At 60.1% G+C, this 15,378-nt stretch carries 16 protein-coding genes and 1 tRNA gene; 11 read left to right on the top strand and 6 right to left on the bottom strand.

Annotated features, from left to right (window positions below):
* Positions 1 to 2: 2 nt before the first annotated feature.
* Positions 3 to 77 (top strand) — tRNA-Asn (locus J5Y17_RS05195).
* A 250-nt stretch (positions 78 to 327) separates the two neighbouring features.
* Here J5Y17_RS05195 and J5Y17_RS05190 read toward each other — a convergent pair.
* From J5Y17_RS05190 to J5Y17_RS05180, 3 genes are read right to left on the bottom strand one after another with little or no spacing between them, the layout of a single operon-like run.
* Complete coding sequence (locus J5Y17_RS05190; protein WP_219784181.1) at positions 328 to 1,104, bottom strand: MetQ/NlpA family ABC transporter substrate-binding protein; 777 nt, start codon at positions 1,102 to 1,104, stop codon at positions 328 to 330.
* 33 nt (positions 1,105 to 1,137) lie between these two features.
* Complete coding sequence (locus tag J5Y17_RS05185; RefSeq protein ID WP_219784180.1) at positions 1,138 to 1,812, bottom strand: methionine ABC transporter permease; 675 nt, start codon at positions 1,810 to 1,812, stop codon at positions 1,138 to 1,140.
* Positions 1,802 to 2,863, bottom strand: a complete 1,062-nt coding sequence (locus J5Y17_RS05180; protein ID WP_219784179.1) for a methionine ABC transporter ATP-binding protein — start codon at positions 2,861 to 2,863, stop codon at positions 1,802 to 1,804. The genes J5Y17_RS05185 and J5Y17_RS05180 overlap by 11 nt, the downstream gene beginning before the upstream one ends.
* A 541-nt stretch (positions 2,864 to 3,404) precedes the next feature.
* On the opposite strand from J5Y17_RS05180, the gene kdsA reads away from it, so the two are divergent.
* The 3 genes from kdsA to J5Y17_RS05165 all read left to right on the top strand — a co-directional run bounded on the left by kdsA (position 3,405) and on the right by J5Y17_RS05165 (position 4,836).
* Positions 3,405 to 4,241 (top strand): 3-deoxy-8-phosphooctulonate synthase, encoded by an 837-nt coding sequence (gene kdsA, locus J5Y17_RS05175; protein WP_219784178.1) that lies wholly within the window; start codon positions 3,405 to 3,407, stop codon positions 4,239 to 4,241.
* A 6-nt stretch (positions 4,242 to 4,247) separates the two neighbouring features.
* On the top strand, positions 4,248 to 4,586 hold the full coding sequence (locus tag J5Y17_RS05170; RefSeq protein WP_219784177.1) for a TfoX/Sxy family DNA transformation protein: 339 nt from the start codon (positions 4,248 to 4,250) through the stop codon (positions 4,584 to 4,586).
* Between the two features lie 73 nt (positions 4,587 to 4,659).
* Positions 4,660 to 4,836: a YqaE/Pmp3 family membrane protein gene (locus J5Y17_RS05165; protein ID WP_167600442.1), complete on the top strand. Its 177-nt coding sequence runs from the start codon at positions 4,660 to 4,662 to the stop codon at positions 4,834 to 4,836.
* A gap of 74 nt (positions 4,837 to 4,910) precedes the next feature.
* On the opposite strand, the gene ndk is transcribed toward J5Y17_RS05165, so the two are convergent.
* Positions 4,911 to 5,333, bottom strand: a complete 423-nt coding sequence (gene ndk, locus J5Y17_RS05160; RefSeq protein ID WP_219784176.1) for a nucleoside-diphosphate kinase — start codon at positions 5,331 to 5,333, stop codon at positions 4,911 to 4,913.
* 139 nt (positions 5,334 to 5,472) lie between these two features.
* Here ndk and J5Y17_RS05155 point away from each other — a divergent pair, with 139 nt between their 5' ends.
* From J5Y17_RS05155 to J5Y17_RS05145, 3 genes are all read left to right on the top strand, one after another.
* Positions 5,473 to 7,323: an ABC-F family ATP-binding cassette domain-containing protein gene (locus J5Y17_RS05155; RefSeq protein WP_219784175.1), complete on the top strand. Its 1,851-nt coding sequence runs from the start codon at positions 5,473 to 5,475 to the stop codon at positions 7,321 to 7,323.
* A 3-nt stretch (positions 7,324 to 7,326) separates the two neighbouring features.
* Positions 7,327 to 7,953, top strand: a complete 627-nt coding sequence (locus J5Y17_RS05150; RefSeq protein ID WP_219784174.1) for a MarC family protein — start codon at positions 7,327 to 7,329, stop codon at positions 7,951 to 7,953.
* 71 nt (positions 7,954 to 8,024) lie between these two features.
* Positions 8,025 to 8,594, top strand: coding sequence for a TIGR02281 family clan AA aspartic protease (locus tag J5Y17_RS05145; RefSeq protein WP_370628865.1), 570 nt, complete (start codon positions 8,025 to 8,027; stop codon positions 8,592 to 8,594).
* Between the two features lie 68 nt (positions 8,595 to 8,662).
* Here the strand turns inward: J5Y17_RS05145 and J5Y17_RS05140 are convergent, their stop codons facing one another.
* Both J5Y17_RS05140 and J5Y17_RS05135 read right to left on the bottom strand, forming a co-directional pair.
* A complete protein-coding gene (locus tag J5Y17_RS05140; RefSeq protein WP_219784172.1) occupies positions 8,663 to 9,121 on the bottom strand; it encodes a DNA polymerase III subunit chi in 459 nt (152 codons plus the stop codon).
* Positions 9,122 to 9,127: 6 nt separating this feature from the next.
* On the bottom strand, positions 9,128 to 10,606 hold the full coding sequence (locus J5Y17_RS05135) for a leucyl aminopeptidase (RefSeq protein WP_219784171.1): 1,479 nt from the start codon (positions 10,604 to 10,606) through the stop codon (positions 9,128 to 9,130).
* A 195-nt stretch (positions 10,607 to 10,801) separates the two neighbouring features.
* Here J5Y17_RS05135 and J5Y17_RS05130 point away from each other — a divergent pair, with 195 nt between their 5' ends.
* From J5Y17_RS05130 to J5Y17_RS19155, 4 genes are read left to right on the top strand one after another with little or no spacing between them, the layout of a single operon-like run.
* Positions 10,802 to 11,947, top strand: coding sequence for an LptF/LptG family permease (locus J5Y17_RS05130; RefSeq protein ID WP_219784170.1), 1,146 nt, complete (start codon positions 10,802 to 10,804; stop codon positions 11,945 to 11,947).
* Positions 11,944 to 13,041: an LPS export ABC transporter permease LptG gene (lptG, locus tag J5Y17_RS05125; RefSeq protein ID WP_219784169.1), complete on the top strand. Its 1,098-nt coding sequence runs from the start codon at positions 11,944 to 11,946 to the stop codon at positions 13,039 to 13,041. The genes J5Y17_RS05130 and lptG overlap by 4 nt, the downstream gene beginning before the upstream one ends.
* A gap of 4 nt (positions 13,042 to 13,045) precedes the next feature.
* A complete protein-coding gene (locus J5Y17_RS05120; RefSeq protein WP_219784168.1) occupies positions 13,046 to 15,262 on the top strand; it encodes an LPS-assembly protein LptD in 2,217 nt (738 codons plus the stop codon).
* Positions 15,250 to 15,375: a hypothetical protein gene (locus tag J5Y17_RS19155; protein WP_255571888.1), complete on the top strand. Its 126-nt coding sequence runs from the start codon at positions 15,250 to 15,252 to the stop codon at positions 15,373 to 15,375. Before J5Y17_RS05120 ends, J5Y17_RS19155 begins: the two co-directional genes overlap by 13 nt.
* Positions 15,376 to 15,378: the final 3 nt, after the last annotated feature.

Here is a 15,378-nt window from a genome sequence, read left to right as displayed (position 1 = left end):
GTTCCGGCGTAGCTCAGCGGTAGAGCAGTTGACTGTTAATCAATTGGTCGTAGGTTCGATCCCTACCGCCGGAGCCAACCACACTCTAAAATGGTTGGAAGACACGAAAAAGCGATCCTCTGGGTCGCTTTTGTCGTTTTGGAACCCGCCCTTATCAGGGTGACGTCCGACGTTTTGGCGTTCCCTGCAAACTGCGGCCTGCAACTCCTGTTCCTCTCCTGTTCGAACAAAAAACGCCGCCCCAAGCGGGACGGCGTTCGTCTGTCATGGGTCGCGTTCGAGTTGCGGTTCGCGCATGGCGCGTCCTGCACTGAACACCGACTAATCTTACCAGGAGGTGATCACAGCGCCATCATAGCTGTCTTCGATAAAGGCTTTGACCTCATCGGAGTGATAGGCGTCCACAAGGGTTTTCACCCAGGGCAGGTCCTCGTCACCCTTGCGCACAACAATCACGTTCACATAGGGGCTTTCGGCCTTTTCCATCGCGATGGAATCGTCTTTCGGGCTCAGACCCGAGGCGATGGCGTAGTTGGTGTTGATGATCGCGATGTCGGCATCCGACAGAGTGCGCGGCAGTTGGGCGGCGTCCAGTTCGAGGAACTTGAGGCCCTTGGGGTTGTCCTGCACGTCGAGCGGGCTCGGCACGAGACCGGTGCCTTCCGCGAGCGTTACGAGACCGAGGTCTTGCAACAACAACAGCGCACGGCCGCCGTTGGTCGGGTCGTTCGGGATCGCGACTTTCGCACCGTCTTCGAGGGTGGCGAGGTCTTCGATCTTGTCGGAATAGATGCCCATCGGCGTGGTGATCGTGTTGCCCACGACAACCAGTTCAAAGCCGCGGTCCTTCATCTGGTTGTCCAGATAGGGCACGTGCTGGAAGGAGTTGGCTTCGATGTCGCCATCGGCCAGCGCGGTGTTCGGGATCACGTAGTCGGAGAATTCCACCACATCGATGTCGAGGCCCATCGGGGCGGCAACCTCTGCCACGACTTCCATGATTTCAGCATGTTCGCCGGGGGACACGCCGACTTTGATCTCTTCGGCCATGGCGACAGAGGCCATGAGGGCGAGAACGGAGGAAAGGGTTGCAACGCGCAGCATGTGTAAACTCCTTATGATGCGGTTCGGATAGGGTTATTGACCGCGCCCCTTGGGGGCACGTTTGTCCACGCGGGCGGCAATCCATTCACCAATGGACTGCACAAGCTGGACGAGAACAATGAGAATGACGACCACCACGGCCATAACATCGGGCATGAAGCGCTGATAACCGTAGCGAATACCGAGATCGCCAAGTCCTTCGCCACCGACGGCGCCGACCATGGCGGAATAGCCGATGAGGCTCACCACGGCGAGTGTGAGACCCAGCGTGATCGCAGGCAAGGCTTCGGGGATCAGCACCTTGCGGATGATCTGGAACGGGGTCGCCCCCATGGCGCGTGCCGCCTCGATGAGCCCGCCATCGACCTCGCGAATGGCATTTTCCACCAGTCGCGCGATGAAGGGCACGGCGGCAATGGTCAGCGGCACGATCGCGGCGGTGGTGCCGATTGAGGTGCCCGCAATGGCGCGTGTGAAGGGAATGATCGCCACAACGAGAATGATGAACGGCACGGACCGCGTGGCGTTGACCACAAGGCCCAACACCTTGTTCACCCAAGGTGAGGACAAAAGCTCCCCACGCTGGGAGATCGCCAGAAACACGCCGAGAGGCAGGCCGAACAGGGTTCCCAGAAGGGTCGAGATCGCCACCATGTAAAGCGTCTGACCGGTCGCTTCGATCAAAAGGTTGATGAGATTAGCCGACATAGCCAAGCACCTCCGTCAAAAGACCATGACGTTCCAGATAGGTCCGCGCCTCATCGCCTTTGGCGGCGTCGAGCGAGACCAGAAGATTGCCGAAGGGCTGCGTGCCGATCTCTTCGACCGCACCGGCGAGAATATTGACCTCGATCCCCAGATCGCGCGTCAATAGCGCCAACATCGGATCGGTCGCATGTTTGCCGGAAAAGGTCACGCGCACCACTTCCTCGCCGCCCGACGCCGGACGCTCAGCGATGATTTTATCTCTGATAAAGGCGGGCAAGGTGACACCCGTCACGCCCGACAGGAAAGAGCGCGTCGTCGGATGTTGCGGCGCGGTGAAGACGTCATAGGTCGTTCCGGCCTCGACGATCTGGCCGCCTTCGATCACGGCGACATGGCTGGCGATGTCACGCACCACGGCCATTTCATGGGTAATCAAAAGGATGGTCAGCCCGAGATCGCGATTGATGTCTTTCAACAGCGACAACACGGTTTGCGTTGTCTCCGGGTCGAGCGCCGAGGTGGCCTCGTCGGAGAGCAGGATTTTCGGCTCGGTCGCCAGAGCACGGGCGATGCCCACGCGCTGTTTCTGGCCGCCGGACAATTCGGACGGGTAGCGATCCGCCTGCGCCGTCAGCCCGACACGGTCGACAAGATCGGCCACACGGGTCTTGATCTCCGCGCTTCCAATGCCCGCAATTTCAAGCGGCAAAGCGATGTTCTCGGAGACGGTGCCCGAGGACAAGAGATTGAAATGCTGGAAAATCATGCCGACGTCGCGCCGAATGGCCCGCAGCTTGGCGCCGCGCGCGGTGCCCACGTCCTGATCGCCGACCAGCACCTTACCAGAGGTCGGACGCTCCAGCCCGTTGACCATGCGCAACATCGTGGACTTGCCCGCGCCCGAACGGCCGATGATGCCGGTGATCGTCCCGGCCTCGACAGTCAGGGAGACATCGCTGATCGCGGAAACGGTTCCCCCGCCCGGTTTGGCAAAGGATTTTCCGACCGTGTCGAATATGATGGAGGCCGCCTGGCCGTCATGTGAGGTCATGGTTTTTGATTCCAAAGGCCCGGATTTATCCGCGCTGTAGACCTGAATGCGCCCCAAGGTTCAAGCCGCGCCCCTCAAGAAACCCGGCGTTCCCCTGCCTCAGTCTGTCGAAACGTCCCTACCCTTGCCCCGAATTGAAACATCTGTCTGACGCCAAACGCCCCCAAAGACACAGGTCGTTTTAGATCGAATGGTCAAACCGGGATATTCTTCTTTTTTAGGGATTTCATCTCTCTCTTTTCAACTCACGACAGGATTTGAGTGCGCATTCGTCCAACACCCTGTCGAATAGGCGAAGCCCGTTCTTCGCAAACCCTATCTAAATGTGCGCTACGAGCGATCAAACGCACGTAGGGCACAGCAAAGGTCAGCAAGCTGGCACCGATTGCCTTGCCGATTGTCTCGCCGCTGAAAGCTACAACGCGATCATGCGACGGGCATACCCGATCTCGACACCGAGATCGCCGTCTCCGGCCAACGGGCTTGCGCCCAAACCCTGCTTCATGGGATAGGGTCTCAAACCCTTTGCGAGGATCCCGCCATGTCCACCCCCACAGCCGCCAAAGACGTCACCATCGGCAATGTGACCTTCTCCAACGCCCGGCCCTTTGGCCTGATCGTCGGCCCCTGCCAGTTGGAAAGCCTCGATCACGCCCGGATGCTGGCGGAGAAAATTGCGGAGGCCTGTGCGCCGACCGGCACGGGGTTTGTGTTCAAAGGCTCCTATGACAAAGCCAACCGCAGTTCGCTGTCGGGCAAGCGGGGTCTTGGCGCCGAAAAAGGACTGACCATCCTGTCGAAAATCCGCGAGGAATTCGGCGTTCCGGTCATCACCGACGTGCATGAGCCGAGCCACTGCGCCATGGCCGCCGAAGCGGTCGATGTGTTGCAGATCCCGGCGTTTCTCTGCCGTCAAACGGACCTGTTGCTGGCTGCGGGCGAGACTGGCAAGGCGGTGAACGTCAAGAAAGGCCAGTTTTTGGCCCCGTGGGACATGGACAATGTGGCGGCGAAACTGGCCTCCACGGGCAACGACCAGATCATGCTCTGCGAACGCGGCACATCCTTTGGCTACAACACGCTTGTCAGCGATTTCCGCGGCCTGCCGCGTATGGCCCAGACCGGCTATCCGGTGATCATGGATGCAACCCATTCGGTGCAGCAACCGGGCGGCCAAGGCACCTCGACGGGCGGTGACCGGACCATGGTGCCGGTGCTGGCGCGCGCGGCGGTGGCCGTTGGCGTGGCGGGATTGTTCATTGAAACGCACGAAGACCCGGACAACGCGCCCTCGGACGGGCCGAACATGCTCAAGATCGAAGACCTCGGCCCGCTTCTGGCGACGCTGCACGCGCTGGATACGGTTGTAAAACCCTGACCCGGCATGGCGTCACCGGTCTCCTCCATTCGCAACCTCGGCCCCGCCTCTGACGCGTCTTTTGCGCGTGCGGGGATCGAGAGCGCCGAGGCGCTGCGGGCGTTGGGACCGGATGCGGCCTACACACGGCTTCTGGCGACCGGATCGCGGCCGCATTTCATCGCCTATTACGCCATGGTCATGGGGCTTCAGGGCCGCCCCTGGAACGATTGCAAAGGCAAGGAGAAAGAGGCTCTACGCGCCCGCTTCGATGCGATCGTGACCTCTGTCGCGGCCGACACCACAGCGGCGCCGACGGGCATCGAATCTGTGCTCAATGAGATCGGTACGGGACTGCGCCGCTAAACGCCATCCAAAGCCAAGCGGAACCCAATCCTCTCTAAAGGCGTTCTCTTTTCAACACGAAAAGGAGAACACCATGGACCTTATCCGCATTCTTGTCGCGATTTTGCTGCCGCCTTTGGGCGTGTTCTTGCAGGTGGGCTTTGGCAAACACTTCTGGCTCAACATCCTGTTGACGCTTTTGGGCTATATCCCCGGCATCGTGCACGCTGTCTGGATCATCGCCCGCACACCGGAGCACAGCCGCATCTAAGCCCTAGTCAGCATAGCTCATGCAAAAAGGCCGCCCCGAGGGCGGCCTTTCCTATTCTCTTCAAAGGCTAAAGCTTAGCCGACCAGTTCGAGACCGGAGAAGAAGTAAGCGATTTCGACAGCTGCGGTTTCCGGAGCGTCGGAGCCGTGCACGGAGTTTTCACCGATGGAGAGCGCGAACTCTTTGCGGATGGTGCCTTCTGCAGCGTCGGCCGGGTTGGTGGCGCCCATGACTTCGCGGTTTTTCGCGATGGCGTCTTCACCTTCGAGAACCTGCACAACGATCGGCTCGGAGATCATGAATTCGCACAGTTCGCCAAAGAACGGACGGTCTTTGTGGACGCCGTAGAATTCCTGAGCCTGAGCCAGCGTCAGCTGGATGCGCTTGGAAGCGACGACGCGCAGGCCGGCTTCTTCGAATTTGGCAACGATTTTGCCGGTCAGGTTGCGCTTGGTTGCGTCGGGTTTGATGATGGAGAAGGTACGCTGGATCGCCATGGGAGAGAACCTCTTGGATGGGTCAGATGGAACGGACAGGGCAAACACCCCGCCCAAAGATTGCGCGCCGGATAACATGGGACGCGCGCTTTGAAAAGCGGCGATTGACCTTGACCGAAAGCTCAGGCAAGTCACCTCCATGCTTAAGATCCAGAACATCACCTATTCCGTCGAAGGCCGCACTCTGATCGAAGAGGCCTCTGTCACCATTCCCACCGGCCATAAGGTCGGCATCGTGGGGCGCAACGGCGCGGGCAAAACCACGCTGTTTCGCATCATCAAAGGCGAATTGGTCCTAGAGGGCGGCTCTATCGAGATCCCGAAACGCGCCCGCATCGGCGGCGTGGCCCAAGAGGTCCCGGGCAACGAGGTGTCTTTGCTGGACACGGTTCTGGCCGAGGACAAGGAACGCGCGAGCCTGATGGCGGAATCAGAGACCGCCACAGATCCGCACCGGATTGCCGATATTCAGACCCGTTTGGCCGATATTGACGCTTGGTCCGCCGAGGGGCGCGCCTCGTCGATCCTCAAAGGTCTGGGGTTCACCGAAGAGGAAATAAAAATGCCCTGCTCCGCCTTCTCTGGTGGCTGGCGGATGCGTGTGGCTCTTGCGGGTGTTCTGTTCTCGCAGCCCGATTTCCTTTTGCTCGACGAACCGACCAACTATCTCGACCTCGAAGGCGCGCTTTGGCTTGAGACCTATCTCGCCAAATACCCGCACACCGTGCTGTTGATTTCGCATGACCGCGCGCTGCTCAATCGCGCTGTCGGGGCGATCCTGCATCTGGAGAGCAAAAAACTGACGCTCTATTCGGGCGGCTATGACGATTTCGCCCGCACACGCGCCGCAAAGCGCGCCGTTCAGGCCGCCGCCGCCAAGAAACAAGAGCTGCAACGCGCGCATTTGCAGAGCTTTGTGGATCGCTTCAAAGCGAAAGCCTCGAAAGCCAAACAGGCGCAGTCCCGCGTCAAGATGTTGGAAAAGATGGAGACCATCACCGCCCCTGAGGATGCGGCACGTGTGGTGTTTTCCTTCCCCGAGCCCGAGGAACTGTCCCCGCCGATCATCAATATGGAAGGCACGTCCGTCGGCTATGATGGCAAAGCGATTTTGCAGCGGCTGAACCTTCGGATCGACCAGGACGACCGCATCGCTTTGCTGGGTCGCAACGGCGAGGGCAAATCGACGCTGTCGAAATTGCTGTCGAACCGTCTCGACCCGATGGGCGGCCAGATCACGCGTCACAACAAGCTGCGGATCGGCTTTTTCGCCCAACACCAGGTCGACGAGTTGCATCTTAATGAGACACCGCTTCAGCACCTGCAAAGCGCCCTGCCCGATTTCCACCCGCCGAAACTGCGGGCGAAACTGGCGGGCTTTGGCCTTGGCGCGGATCAGGCCGACACCGAGGTCGGGCGTCTGTCCGGTGGTCAGAAAGCGCGGCTCTCACTCTTGCTGGCCACGCTCGACGCGCCGCATCTTCTGATCCTCGACGAACCGACCAACCACCTCGACATCGAAAGCCGCGAGGCCTTGGTCGAGGCGCTCACCGCCTACACCGGCGCCGTGGTTTTGGTGTCGCACGACATGCACCTTCTCAGCCTCGTGGCCGACCGTCTGTGGCTTGTGAAAGATGGCCGTGTGGCCCCCTACGAGGAGGACCTCGACGCCTATCGCAAGCTCTTGCTGCAAGGCGACGAAAAGCCGAAGGCGGAGAAAAAAGAAAAGCCCGCGCCCAAGCCGAAAAAGGCCAGCCGCGACGAGATCCTTGCCCTGCGTGCCGAGGTGCGCAAATGTGAGGAACGCGTCGGCAAGCTGACGGACATGAGCAAGAAGCTACAAGTCAAACTGGCCAATCCCGAGCTTTACGAGGACAAAGAGGCCGCCGTCATCTGGCAAAAGAAATACGGCGAGGTGTCGGAGGCTATGGACCGCGCAGAGGCGCTCTGGATGGATGCGCTCGAAAAGCTGGAGCAAGCGGGAGGCTAAGCGATGGAGTTGCAGGTTCTGATCACGGCATTCATGACGCTTTTCGTCATCATCGACCCGATCGGGCTTGCGCCTTTGTTCGTGGCGCTGACCCAAGGTGCCTCCGCGAAACACCGCCGTGCGGTCGGCCTGCGCGCGGTGTTGATCGCTTTCGTAATCCTCACGCTCTTTGGATTGTTCGGCGATCATGTGCTTGAATTCGTAGGAATTTCCATGCCCGCCTTCCGCATCGCGGGTGGGCTTTTGCTGTTCCTCACAGCACTTGAAATGCTCTTTGAGAAACGCTCGAAACGCCGCAGCGAACATGCCGAACACCCGGAACATCAACCGGTCGAAGACCCCTCAGTCTTCCCCCTCGCCACGCCTCTGCTGGCCGGTCCGGGCGCGATCACCTCAATGATCCTTTTGATTGACCAAGCCGACGGCGTGACAGGCGTCATGTTGATGCTGGGCGTCTTGATTGCGGTTCTCGCCGTGGTGTTGATTTTCTTCATGCTGTCCAATGTGATGGAGCGCGGGTTGGGCGCGACGGGGATCAATGTCGTCACCCGTCTGATGGGGATGCTTTTGGCCGCCCTCTCTGTGCAATTCGTGGCCGACGGTATTAAGGTGCTGTTTTTCGTCACTTGAACGTTATGCTGAGCGCGATTTGTCCCACTGACAAATCAAAGAGGCGTCCCTATCTATAGCGCATGGATCAAATGGACACCGCCCGCATTCTCTATCTCTCGCTGCTCTTAGGCGCCGTCGGCTTTTATTACGTTGTCGCCAATCGGCGCAATCTTGGCCAGATGGCGCGTCATGCAGCGCTCTGGGCGCTGATCTTTATCGGCGCTTTGGCCGCGGTCGGCCTCTGGCAAGACGTGCGTCCGCGACTTGCCCCAGCGCAGTTCAGCAATGGCGCCGGCGTGATCACCGTGGACCGCGATCATAGCGGGCATTTTTCCGTTATCGCCGAGGTCAACGGCGCACCGGTAGAATTTCTGGTCGACACAGGCGCGTCCAATGTCGTGCTCTCGCTGGAAGACGCCGAACGCGCCGGGATCGACGTAGACAATCTGGCCTTCACGGGCCGCGCCCAAACCGCCAATGGCACAGTGCGCACCGCCCCCGTGCGGATCGACACGCTTGGCCTTGAGGGCATCACGGACGAAGGTGTACGCGCCTATGTCACGGATGGGGAACTGTTTGGATCGCTTTTGGGAATGGATTACCTGCGGCGCTATGAGCGGATCGAAATTCAGCAGGGCAAGCTGATTTTGACGCGGTAAGGGTTAGGGGCGCTGCCCCTCTTGGCTCCGCCAATTCACCCCGGGATATTTAAAGACAAAAGAAGCGGTTACCCCTTCTTGCTCTCTGCCTTCTTTTCCCAGCGACCACTTTCCTCGGACCAATATTGCGCCTCAGCCCCGGCGGCGGTGAGGGTTTTCCATTGCACGCGGGCATGTTGCACCGCGTCCGGGTCATCCCCGTCGAACAGGATGCAAGCGCGGTCGAGAGATGCGATTTCTTCGGCGCTCAGCTCCGCGCCGCCGACGCTCATGACACAGGAGGCCGCGTTGCCTCCTGCGCCTGAGGTAAACAGAATCGGCTGATCCGCGTCATGCGGCCCGCCTGAGAGCCCGTGCGGCAAAAACCCCTCGCGCAGCCAGAGCGCCTGATCCAGCGCGCGGAGCATCTGATCCGAGCGCCCGCGCACCTCCACGCGCCAGCCCGCTTGCAAAGATTTTTCTGCAAGCGTGGCCAGCGTCTCCGCCAGAGGCGCGCGGGTCAGGTGGTAGAAATAGACCGCACCCATAGGGGCTTAGCCCTCCTTCTTCATCTCGGCATTCATTTCGTCAATCATCCGGTTGAGCGCCAGAACACCCCAACCGGTCGCACCTTTGGGCGCCAAGGTGGTGGGCGACGAGACCGAGGCCACGCCCGCAATGTCGAGGTGCATCCACGGCACATCGTCTTTGACGAAGCGCTTGAGGAATTGCGCCGCCGTGATCGCTCCGCCCCAACGCGGCCCGACGTTTTTCATATCGGCCACATCGGATTTGATCAGCGCATCGTAACCGGCGCCCAACGGGAGACGCCAAGCGCCCTCGCCCTCAGTCTCTGCGGCTTTCAGGAAGCCATTGCAGAAGGCGTCGTCGTTGGAGAAGACACCGGCGTTTTCATGGCCCAAAGCCACCACGCAAGCGCCGGTGAGCGTCGCAAGGTTCACCATCGCGCGGGGCGCAAATGTTTCCTGCGCATACCAAAGCACATCGGCCAGAACGAGGCGGCCTTCGGCATCGGTGTTGATGATCTCGACGGTATCGCCCTTCATGGATTTCACCACATCGCCGGGGCGCGTGGCCTGACCGTCGGGCATGTTCTCGACGAGACCCACAAGCCCTACAACATTCACCGGCGCATTGCGCAGTGCGAGCGATTTCATCACGCCCGAGACGGTGCCCGCGCCGCCCATGTCCATGGTCATGTCTTCCATGCCCGCGCCGGGTTTCAAAGAAATACCGCCGGTGTCAAAGACGACGCCCTTGCCGACAAGCGCAATCGGCGCCTCATCGCCGCCCTCAGACCAGCTCATCACCACCATTTTCGTCGGCGTCACAGAGCCTTGGCCGACGGAGAGCAAGAGGTTCATGCCCAGCTCGGCGAGACGATCCTCTTCGAACACCTCGACCTTGAGGCCGAGGCTTTCAAGCTCGACGAGACGTTTGGCGAATTCCGTGGTGGTCAAGACGTTCGCAGGCTCAGCTACCAGATCGCGGGTGAAGAACACGCCTTCGGCCAGAGCCGTGACGGTCGAGAGATCAACGCTCTCGGGTTTCGTCACAGCGAGCGTCACGGCAGGCACGGTGACCTCTTCGTCCAGAGTCTTATGATCAGTGAAACTGTAATGTTTCAGTGCAATCCCCAAAGACAGTTCTTCGACGCGTTTGAGGCTTCCGGGCAGCACCAGAGCATCTGCCTTGCCCAAAGCCGCGCCAATCGCCGCACCCGCCTTGCGGCACAGGGCGGTGGAGGCCTGATTGGAGAGCTTCACAACCTGAACGGCGTCGGCTTCCATTCCGGTCGGATAGGCCAGATCCTTAGCCTCGCCCTCTTTCAGCGCCTCGAAACCATCGCTTTCCAAGAAACGCGCCAGAGCGCCCTTGGTCACCCGGTTGATCCGCCGCGCGGGCTGGCCCAGTTTGCCATCGGGCGTGACAATCACGACCACGCGCCCTGCGGCGGTGGCGATGGCATCGAGATCGAGGGCGGCAACGGAAAATTGGGCAAGCGCGGTCATGGGAGATCCTGTTTGTTTTCAGTTCCGTTATAGGTAGCGGGCGAAGCCCCGACTGACCAGTGCGAGTTTTCCCCCACGGGTTTTCCAGCGGAGGTTTGCGCCAGATGGTTTCGCGGGCGAGATTGGACCTTTCTCCCCGCGCGCTGTGACGATAAAGTCCGGCCCAAGTTAAAGTGCGGTCACGGGAACACGGGTTTGGGAAGATTCGATAAATACATGCTTCAGCAATTGCTGATGCTGTTCGGGTTCTTCTCGCTCGTGCTGGCTTTGGTGTTCTGGGTCAACAAGGCGGTGGGCCTTTTGGACTGGCTGATGGGCGACGGGCAATCGGCCTCGACCTTTGTGCAGCTCACGCTCCTGTCTCTGCCGACCATCCTCGTCAATCTTCTACCGATCGCGGCCTTTGCCGCCACGGTTTACGTCACCAACCGCCTGTCCTCTGAATCTGAACTGGTCGTGGTTCAGGCGGCGGGCTATTCGCCCTATCGGTTGGCGCGGTCCGTTTTGATCTTTGGCGCCATCGTCGGCGTGATGATCGCGATTCTGGCGCATATCCTCGTGCCTATGTCGCAACGCGAGCTGGACCTGCGCCGCGCCGAAATCACCAGCGACGTGACTGCACGGCTTTTGACCGAGGGCTCCTTTGTGCACCCCGTCAAAGGCGTGACCTTTTATGTACGCAACATCACAGCTGCGGGCGAGCTTGAGGATGTCTATATCTCGAACACCCGCACCGAGGGCGAACGCCAAGGCTTCATGGCCCGCAAAGCATTGATCGTCAAAGATGATGCGGGACCGATGCTGTTGCTGTTCGACGGCATGTCGCAGGTCTTCGATCTTGAGGACAACCGCCTTTCCGTCACCCGCTTCGACAGTTTCGCCTACAGTCTCGCCGGGCTTTTGAACACCAACACGAGCCGAAAACACACGATGCGCTCGACCGACAGCGTGAATTTGCTAAGTGCGGACGCGGCCCTTTTGACCGAATTGGACGCCACGCGTCTTGAGGTGGTGGCAGAGGTCGCGCAGCGCACCAACAAGGCGGTGCAAGGCCTCGTCATCTGTCTCGTGGGCTTCGGTGCACTTCTCATTGGAGGGTTTTCGCGTTTTGGCCTTTGGAAGCAAATCCTTTTGGCGATCTTGCTTTTGGTCATCGTGAAAAGCCTTGACAACGGATTTGGCGGTGCGATTGACGACGACCCCCGGCTTTGGCCGCTGCGCTATCTGGCGTCGATAATAGCCGTGTTCATGGCCCTCGCCCTGATGTGGAAAGCCGCCCATCCGCGCCTGCGGCCATCGAAGTCGGATGCGCCCGGCGAAACACGGGGGGAGCCACGATGAAGCTTGATCTCTATTTCGGTCGTCGGTTCCTGCGCGCGCTGCTCATTGTTTTGGCGCTTTTCGGGGGGCTGATCTTGATGGTCGAAAGCCTCGATCAGTTGCGCGATCTGTCCGATCTCGGCATCGGAGGTGCGGCGGTTCTGCAAATGGCGCTGCTTCGGGTGCCACGGACCCTGTATGACATTCTGCCGATCATCGTGATGATCGCCACACTGGTGCTGTTCTTGGGGCTTGCCCGATCCTCGGAACTGGTCGTGGCCCGTGCCGCGGGCCGCTCGGCGCTGCGCTCCCTGGTGCCGCCGATGACCGTGGCCTTTTTGTTCGGCGTCCTCAGCGTCACCGTGTTCAACCCGATCGCCGCCACCTCTGAACGCAGCTATGAGCGCCGGATCACCCTTTTGAGCCAAGGAGAAGCGCAGGTCTTTTCGGTCTCCGACGAAGGGCTATGGCTGCGCGAGGGCACAGCCAACGGCCAGATGGTGTTCCGCGCGAGCCGCTCCAACCTCGACGGCTCACAGCTTCAGGATGTGAGCTTTGTTGGCTTTGCGCCAGACAGCACCCCGCTCTACCGGATCGAAGCCCAAAGCGCCGAGATCGAAGACGGGCAATGGCATTTGAAACAGGCCAAGCGCTGGCCACTATTGGGCGCCGCCAACCCTGAAGTGGCCGCGACTGTTCATGACGATCTGACGCTCCCCACCTCTTTGACCCCGAATGAAATCCGTGATCGCTTCGGCGCGCCCGAAGCTGTGCCGTTCTGGGAGCTTGGAAGCTACATCGACAAGCTTGAGGTCGCAGGATTCTCCGCCCGCTCCTATCGCATGTGGCTGCAAAGTGAATTGGCGCTGCCGTTTTCTTTCATTGCCATGGCCTTGATCGCCGCCGGGTTCACCATGCGGCACACGCGGCTCGGCAACACCTCCTCACGGGTCGTCACAGCCATGCTTTTGGCCTTTAGCTTTTATTTTCTGCGCTCCTTCGCCATCGTCATGGGACAGAATGGATTGCTACCGATTTCTCTCGCGGCCTGGGCGCCACCTATGGCGGTGATCTTCGCCACTCTTGCACTTCTGCTGCATCTGGAAGATGGATAGAGATATGACCGCCGCCGCCTCGTCTTTTCTGTCCTTGATGCGCCGCCCTTTGCGCCGACCTGTCTCTCGCCTGCTTTCTGGCGTGTCACGGGGGGCCTGTCATGTGCTTCTCGCCGCTGCGCTGTCGCAAGCGACCCTGCCTCAGTCAGCGGGGGCCCAAGACAGCACGACGGCAACCAATTCGCCGACGGCACTTCTGGCCAATGGCGTCACTTTCGACGGTGAACTTTTGATTGCCACCGGCGACGTCGAGGTGCTGCAAGGCACCCGACGCCTCACCGCCAGCCGCATCACCTATAACCAGACCACCGGCGCGCTTAGCATCGACGGTCCGATCCGCCTGACACAAAGCGACACGGACGCGGTCATCCTCGCCTCCGCCGCCGAGCTTGATACCGAGCTTAGAAACGGCATCCTGACCTCTGCACGCATGGTGATCGACCGCCAGATGCAACTGGCCGCCGCCCGGCTCGATGTGATCGACGGACGCTACCTCAGATTGCAGAAATCCGTGGCCTCGACCTGCGAAGTCTGCATCAACCGTCCGGTGCCGCTGTGGGAAATTCGTGCGCAAGAGATCGTGCACGACAGCGAGGCACGCCAACTCTATTTCACCAACGCGCATTTTCGGATCATGGATGTGCCGGTGCTCTGGCTGCCGCGGCTGCGCGTTCCGGACCCGACGCTCAAGCGCGCCAACGGCTTTCTCGTCCCGGAGATTCGCACCGACTCTACCTTGGGCACTGGCATCGTCGTGCCCTATTTCATCACGCTGGGCGATCACCGGGATCTGACCGTGTCGCCCTATATCGCGACCAAGACGACAACTCTGAACCTGCGCTATCGTCAGGCCTTCACCAACGGCGATCTTGAGCTAAACGGCGCGATCAGTTCGGATGACACCCGCGACGGCTTGCGCGCCTATCTCTTTGCGCAGGGGCAATGGAATATCGGGCGCGGCCTCAATTTCGGCGTCGATCTGCGCGCCGCCTCGGATATCGCCTATCTGGCCGATTACGGCATCGACGATGGCGATTACCTGACCTCGAAAGTCACGCTGACACGCTACCGCGCCAATGAGGCGCTGGACGCCCAATTGGCCTATTCGCGCAGCCTGCGCGCTTCGGATGTGGTGATCGAAGATCAGCTGCCGTTCCTTTTGGGCGAATTCAGCTATGAGCGCCTCGTCACAGTGCCGCAATTGCCGGGACGGCTGAGCTTCGGGCTCTCCGCCTCGACCTCCTACCGCGATTCCGAGGATGACATTGACGGCTATGATGTGATCCGTCTCGGCGCCGAAACCCGGTGGCGTGGCGGCGCAGTTTTTGGCCCCGGCCTGAAACTTGACAGCACAGCGGCGCTGATGGCGGACGCCTATGTCCAACAACAATATTCCGCATATGAGAACAAAGTGATCCGCCTTACGGGCGAAGCGGAAACCCGGCTGAGTTGGCCTTTGTTGCGCCGCACCGCGTCGGGCGCATCGCAGCTTTTGGAGCCCATGCTGCAACTGGGTTGGTCAGACACCTCAGGCGGCGATGTGCCAAATACGGATTCGCGTTTTGTGGAATTCGACGAAGGCAATCTTCTGACACTTGCGCGCTTTCCGGGCGCGGATCGACGCGAGACCGGCCTGACCGCCGCTGCCGGGGTGCATTTCGCGCATTTCGGCCAACATTCGCAATATGGTCTGACGCTGGGCCGCGTGCTCTATCTAGAAGATACCACGGCCTATTCAGAAAGCTCCGGCCTCTCCACGCGTCAATCCGACTGGCTTTTGGCCGCGAACATGCAATTCGACACAGGCCTGTCCTTTACCTCTCGGGCGCTTTTCGATGAGGATGTCGATGTGACGAAATGGGAAACCCGCCTCGATTACATGCGCCCGCGCTACAGCATCGGTACAAGCTACGCCTATGTGACGGCGGACGCCTTGGAAGAGCGCGACACGAACCTCAATGAATTCGGCTTTGAGGGGGCCGTGAAAATCGCCCGGAATTGGTCAGCAACTGCGCAATACCTCTATGATTTCACGGAAGATTCGGAGACGCGCGTCGGCGTTGGACTTCAGTTTCAGAACGAATGCACGCGCTTCAATCTGGGGCTGTCTCGGCGCAATTGGGACACGGACGACCTCGATCCGACGACAAGCGTGTCCTTTACGCTGGGCTTTGGCGCCTTCGGGGCCGATCAGGAACAGGCCGGATCATGCGCGTTTTGATGGACCATCCGCACGGTCGACGCGGCGGCAATCGCAATCTTTTGCCTAGATTTGACCGCTGGGTGGCCTTGGCGCTTGGCAATCCGCTTGGCCCGCGCCAAGAAACCTCTTAAGAA

Origin of the sequence: Celeribacter sp. PS-C1 (genome assembly GCF_019429625.1) — a bacterium.
GTDB lineage: Bacteria > Pseudomonadota > Alphaproteobacteria > Rhodobacterales > Rhodobacteraceae > Celeribacter.
Note: the sequence above shows the minus strand (reverse complement) of the source record. Positions and strands in the feature narration are given on the sequence as shown.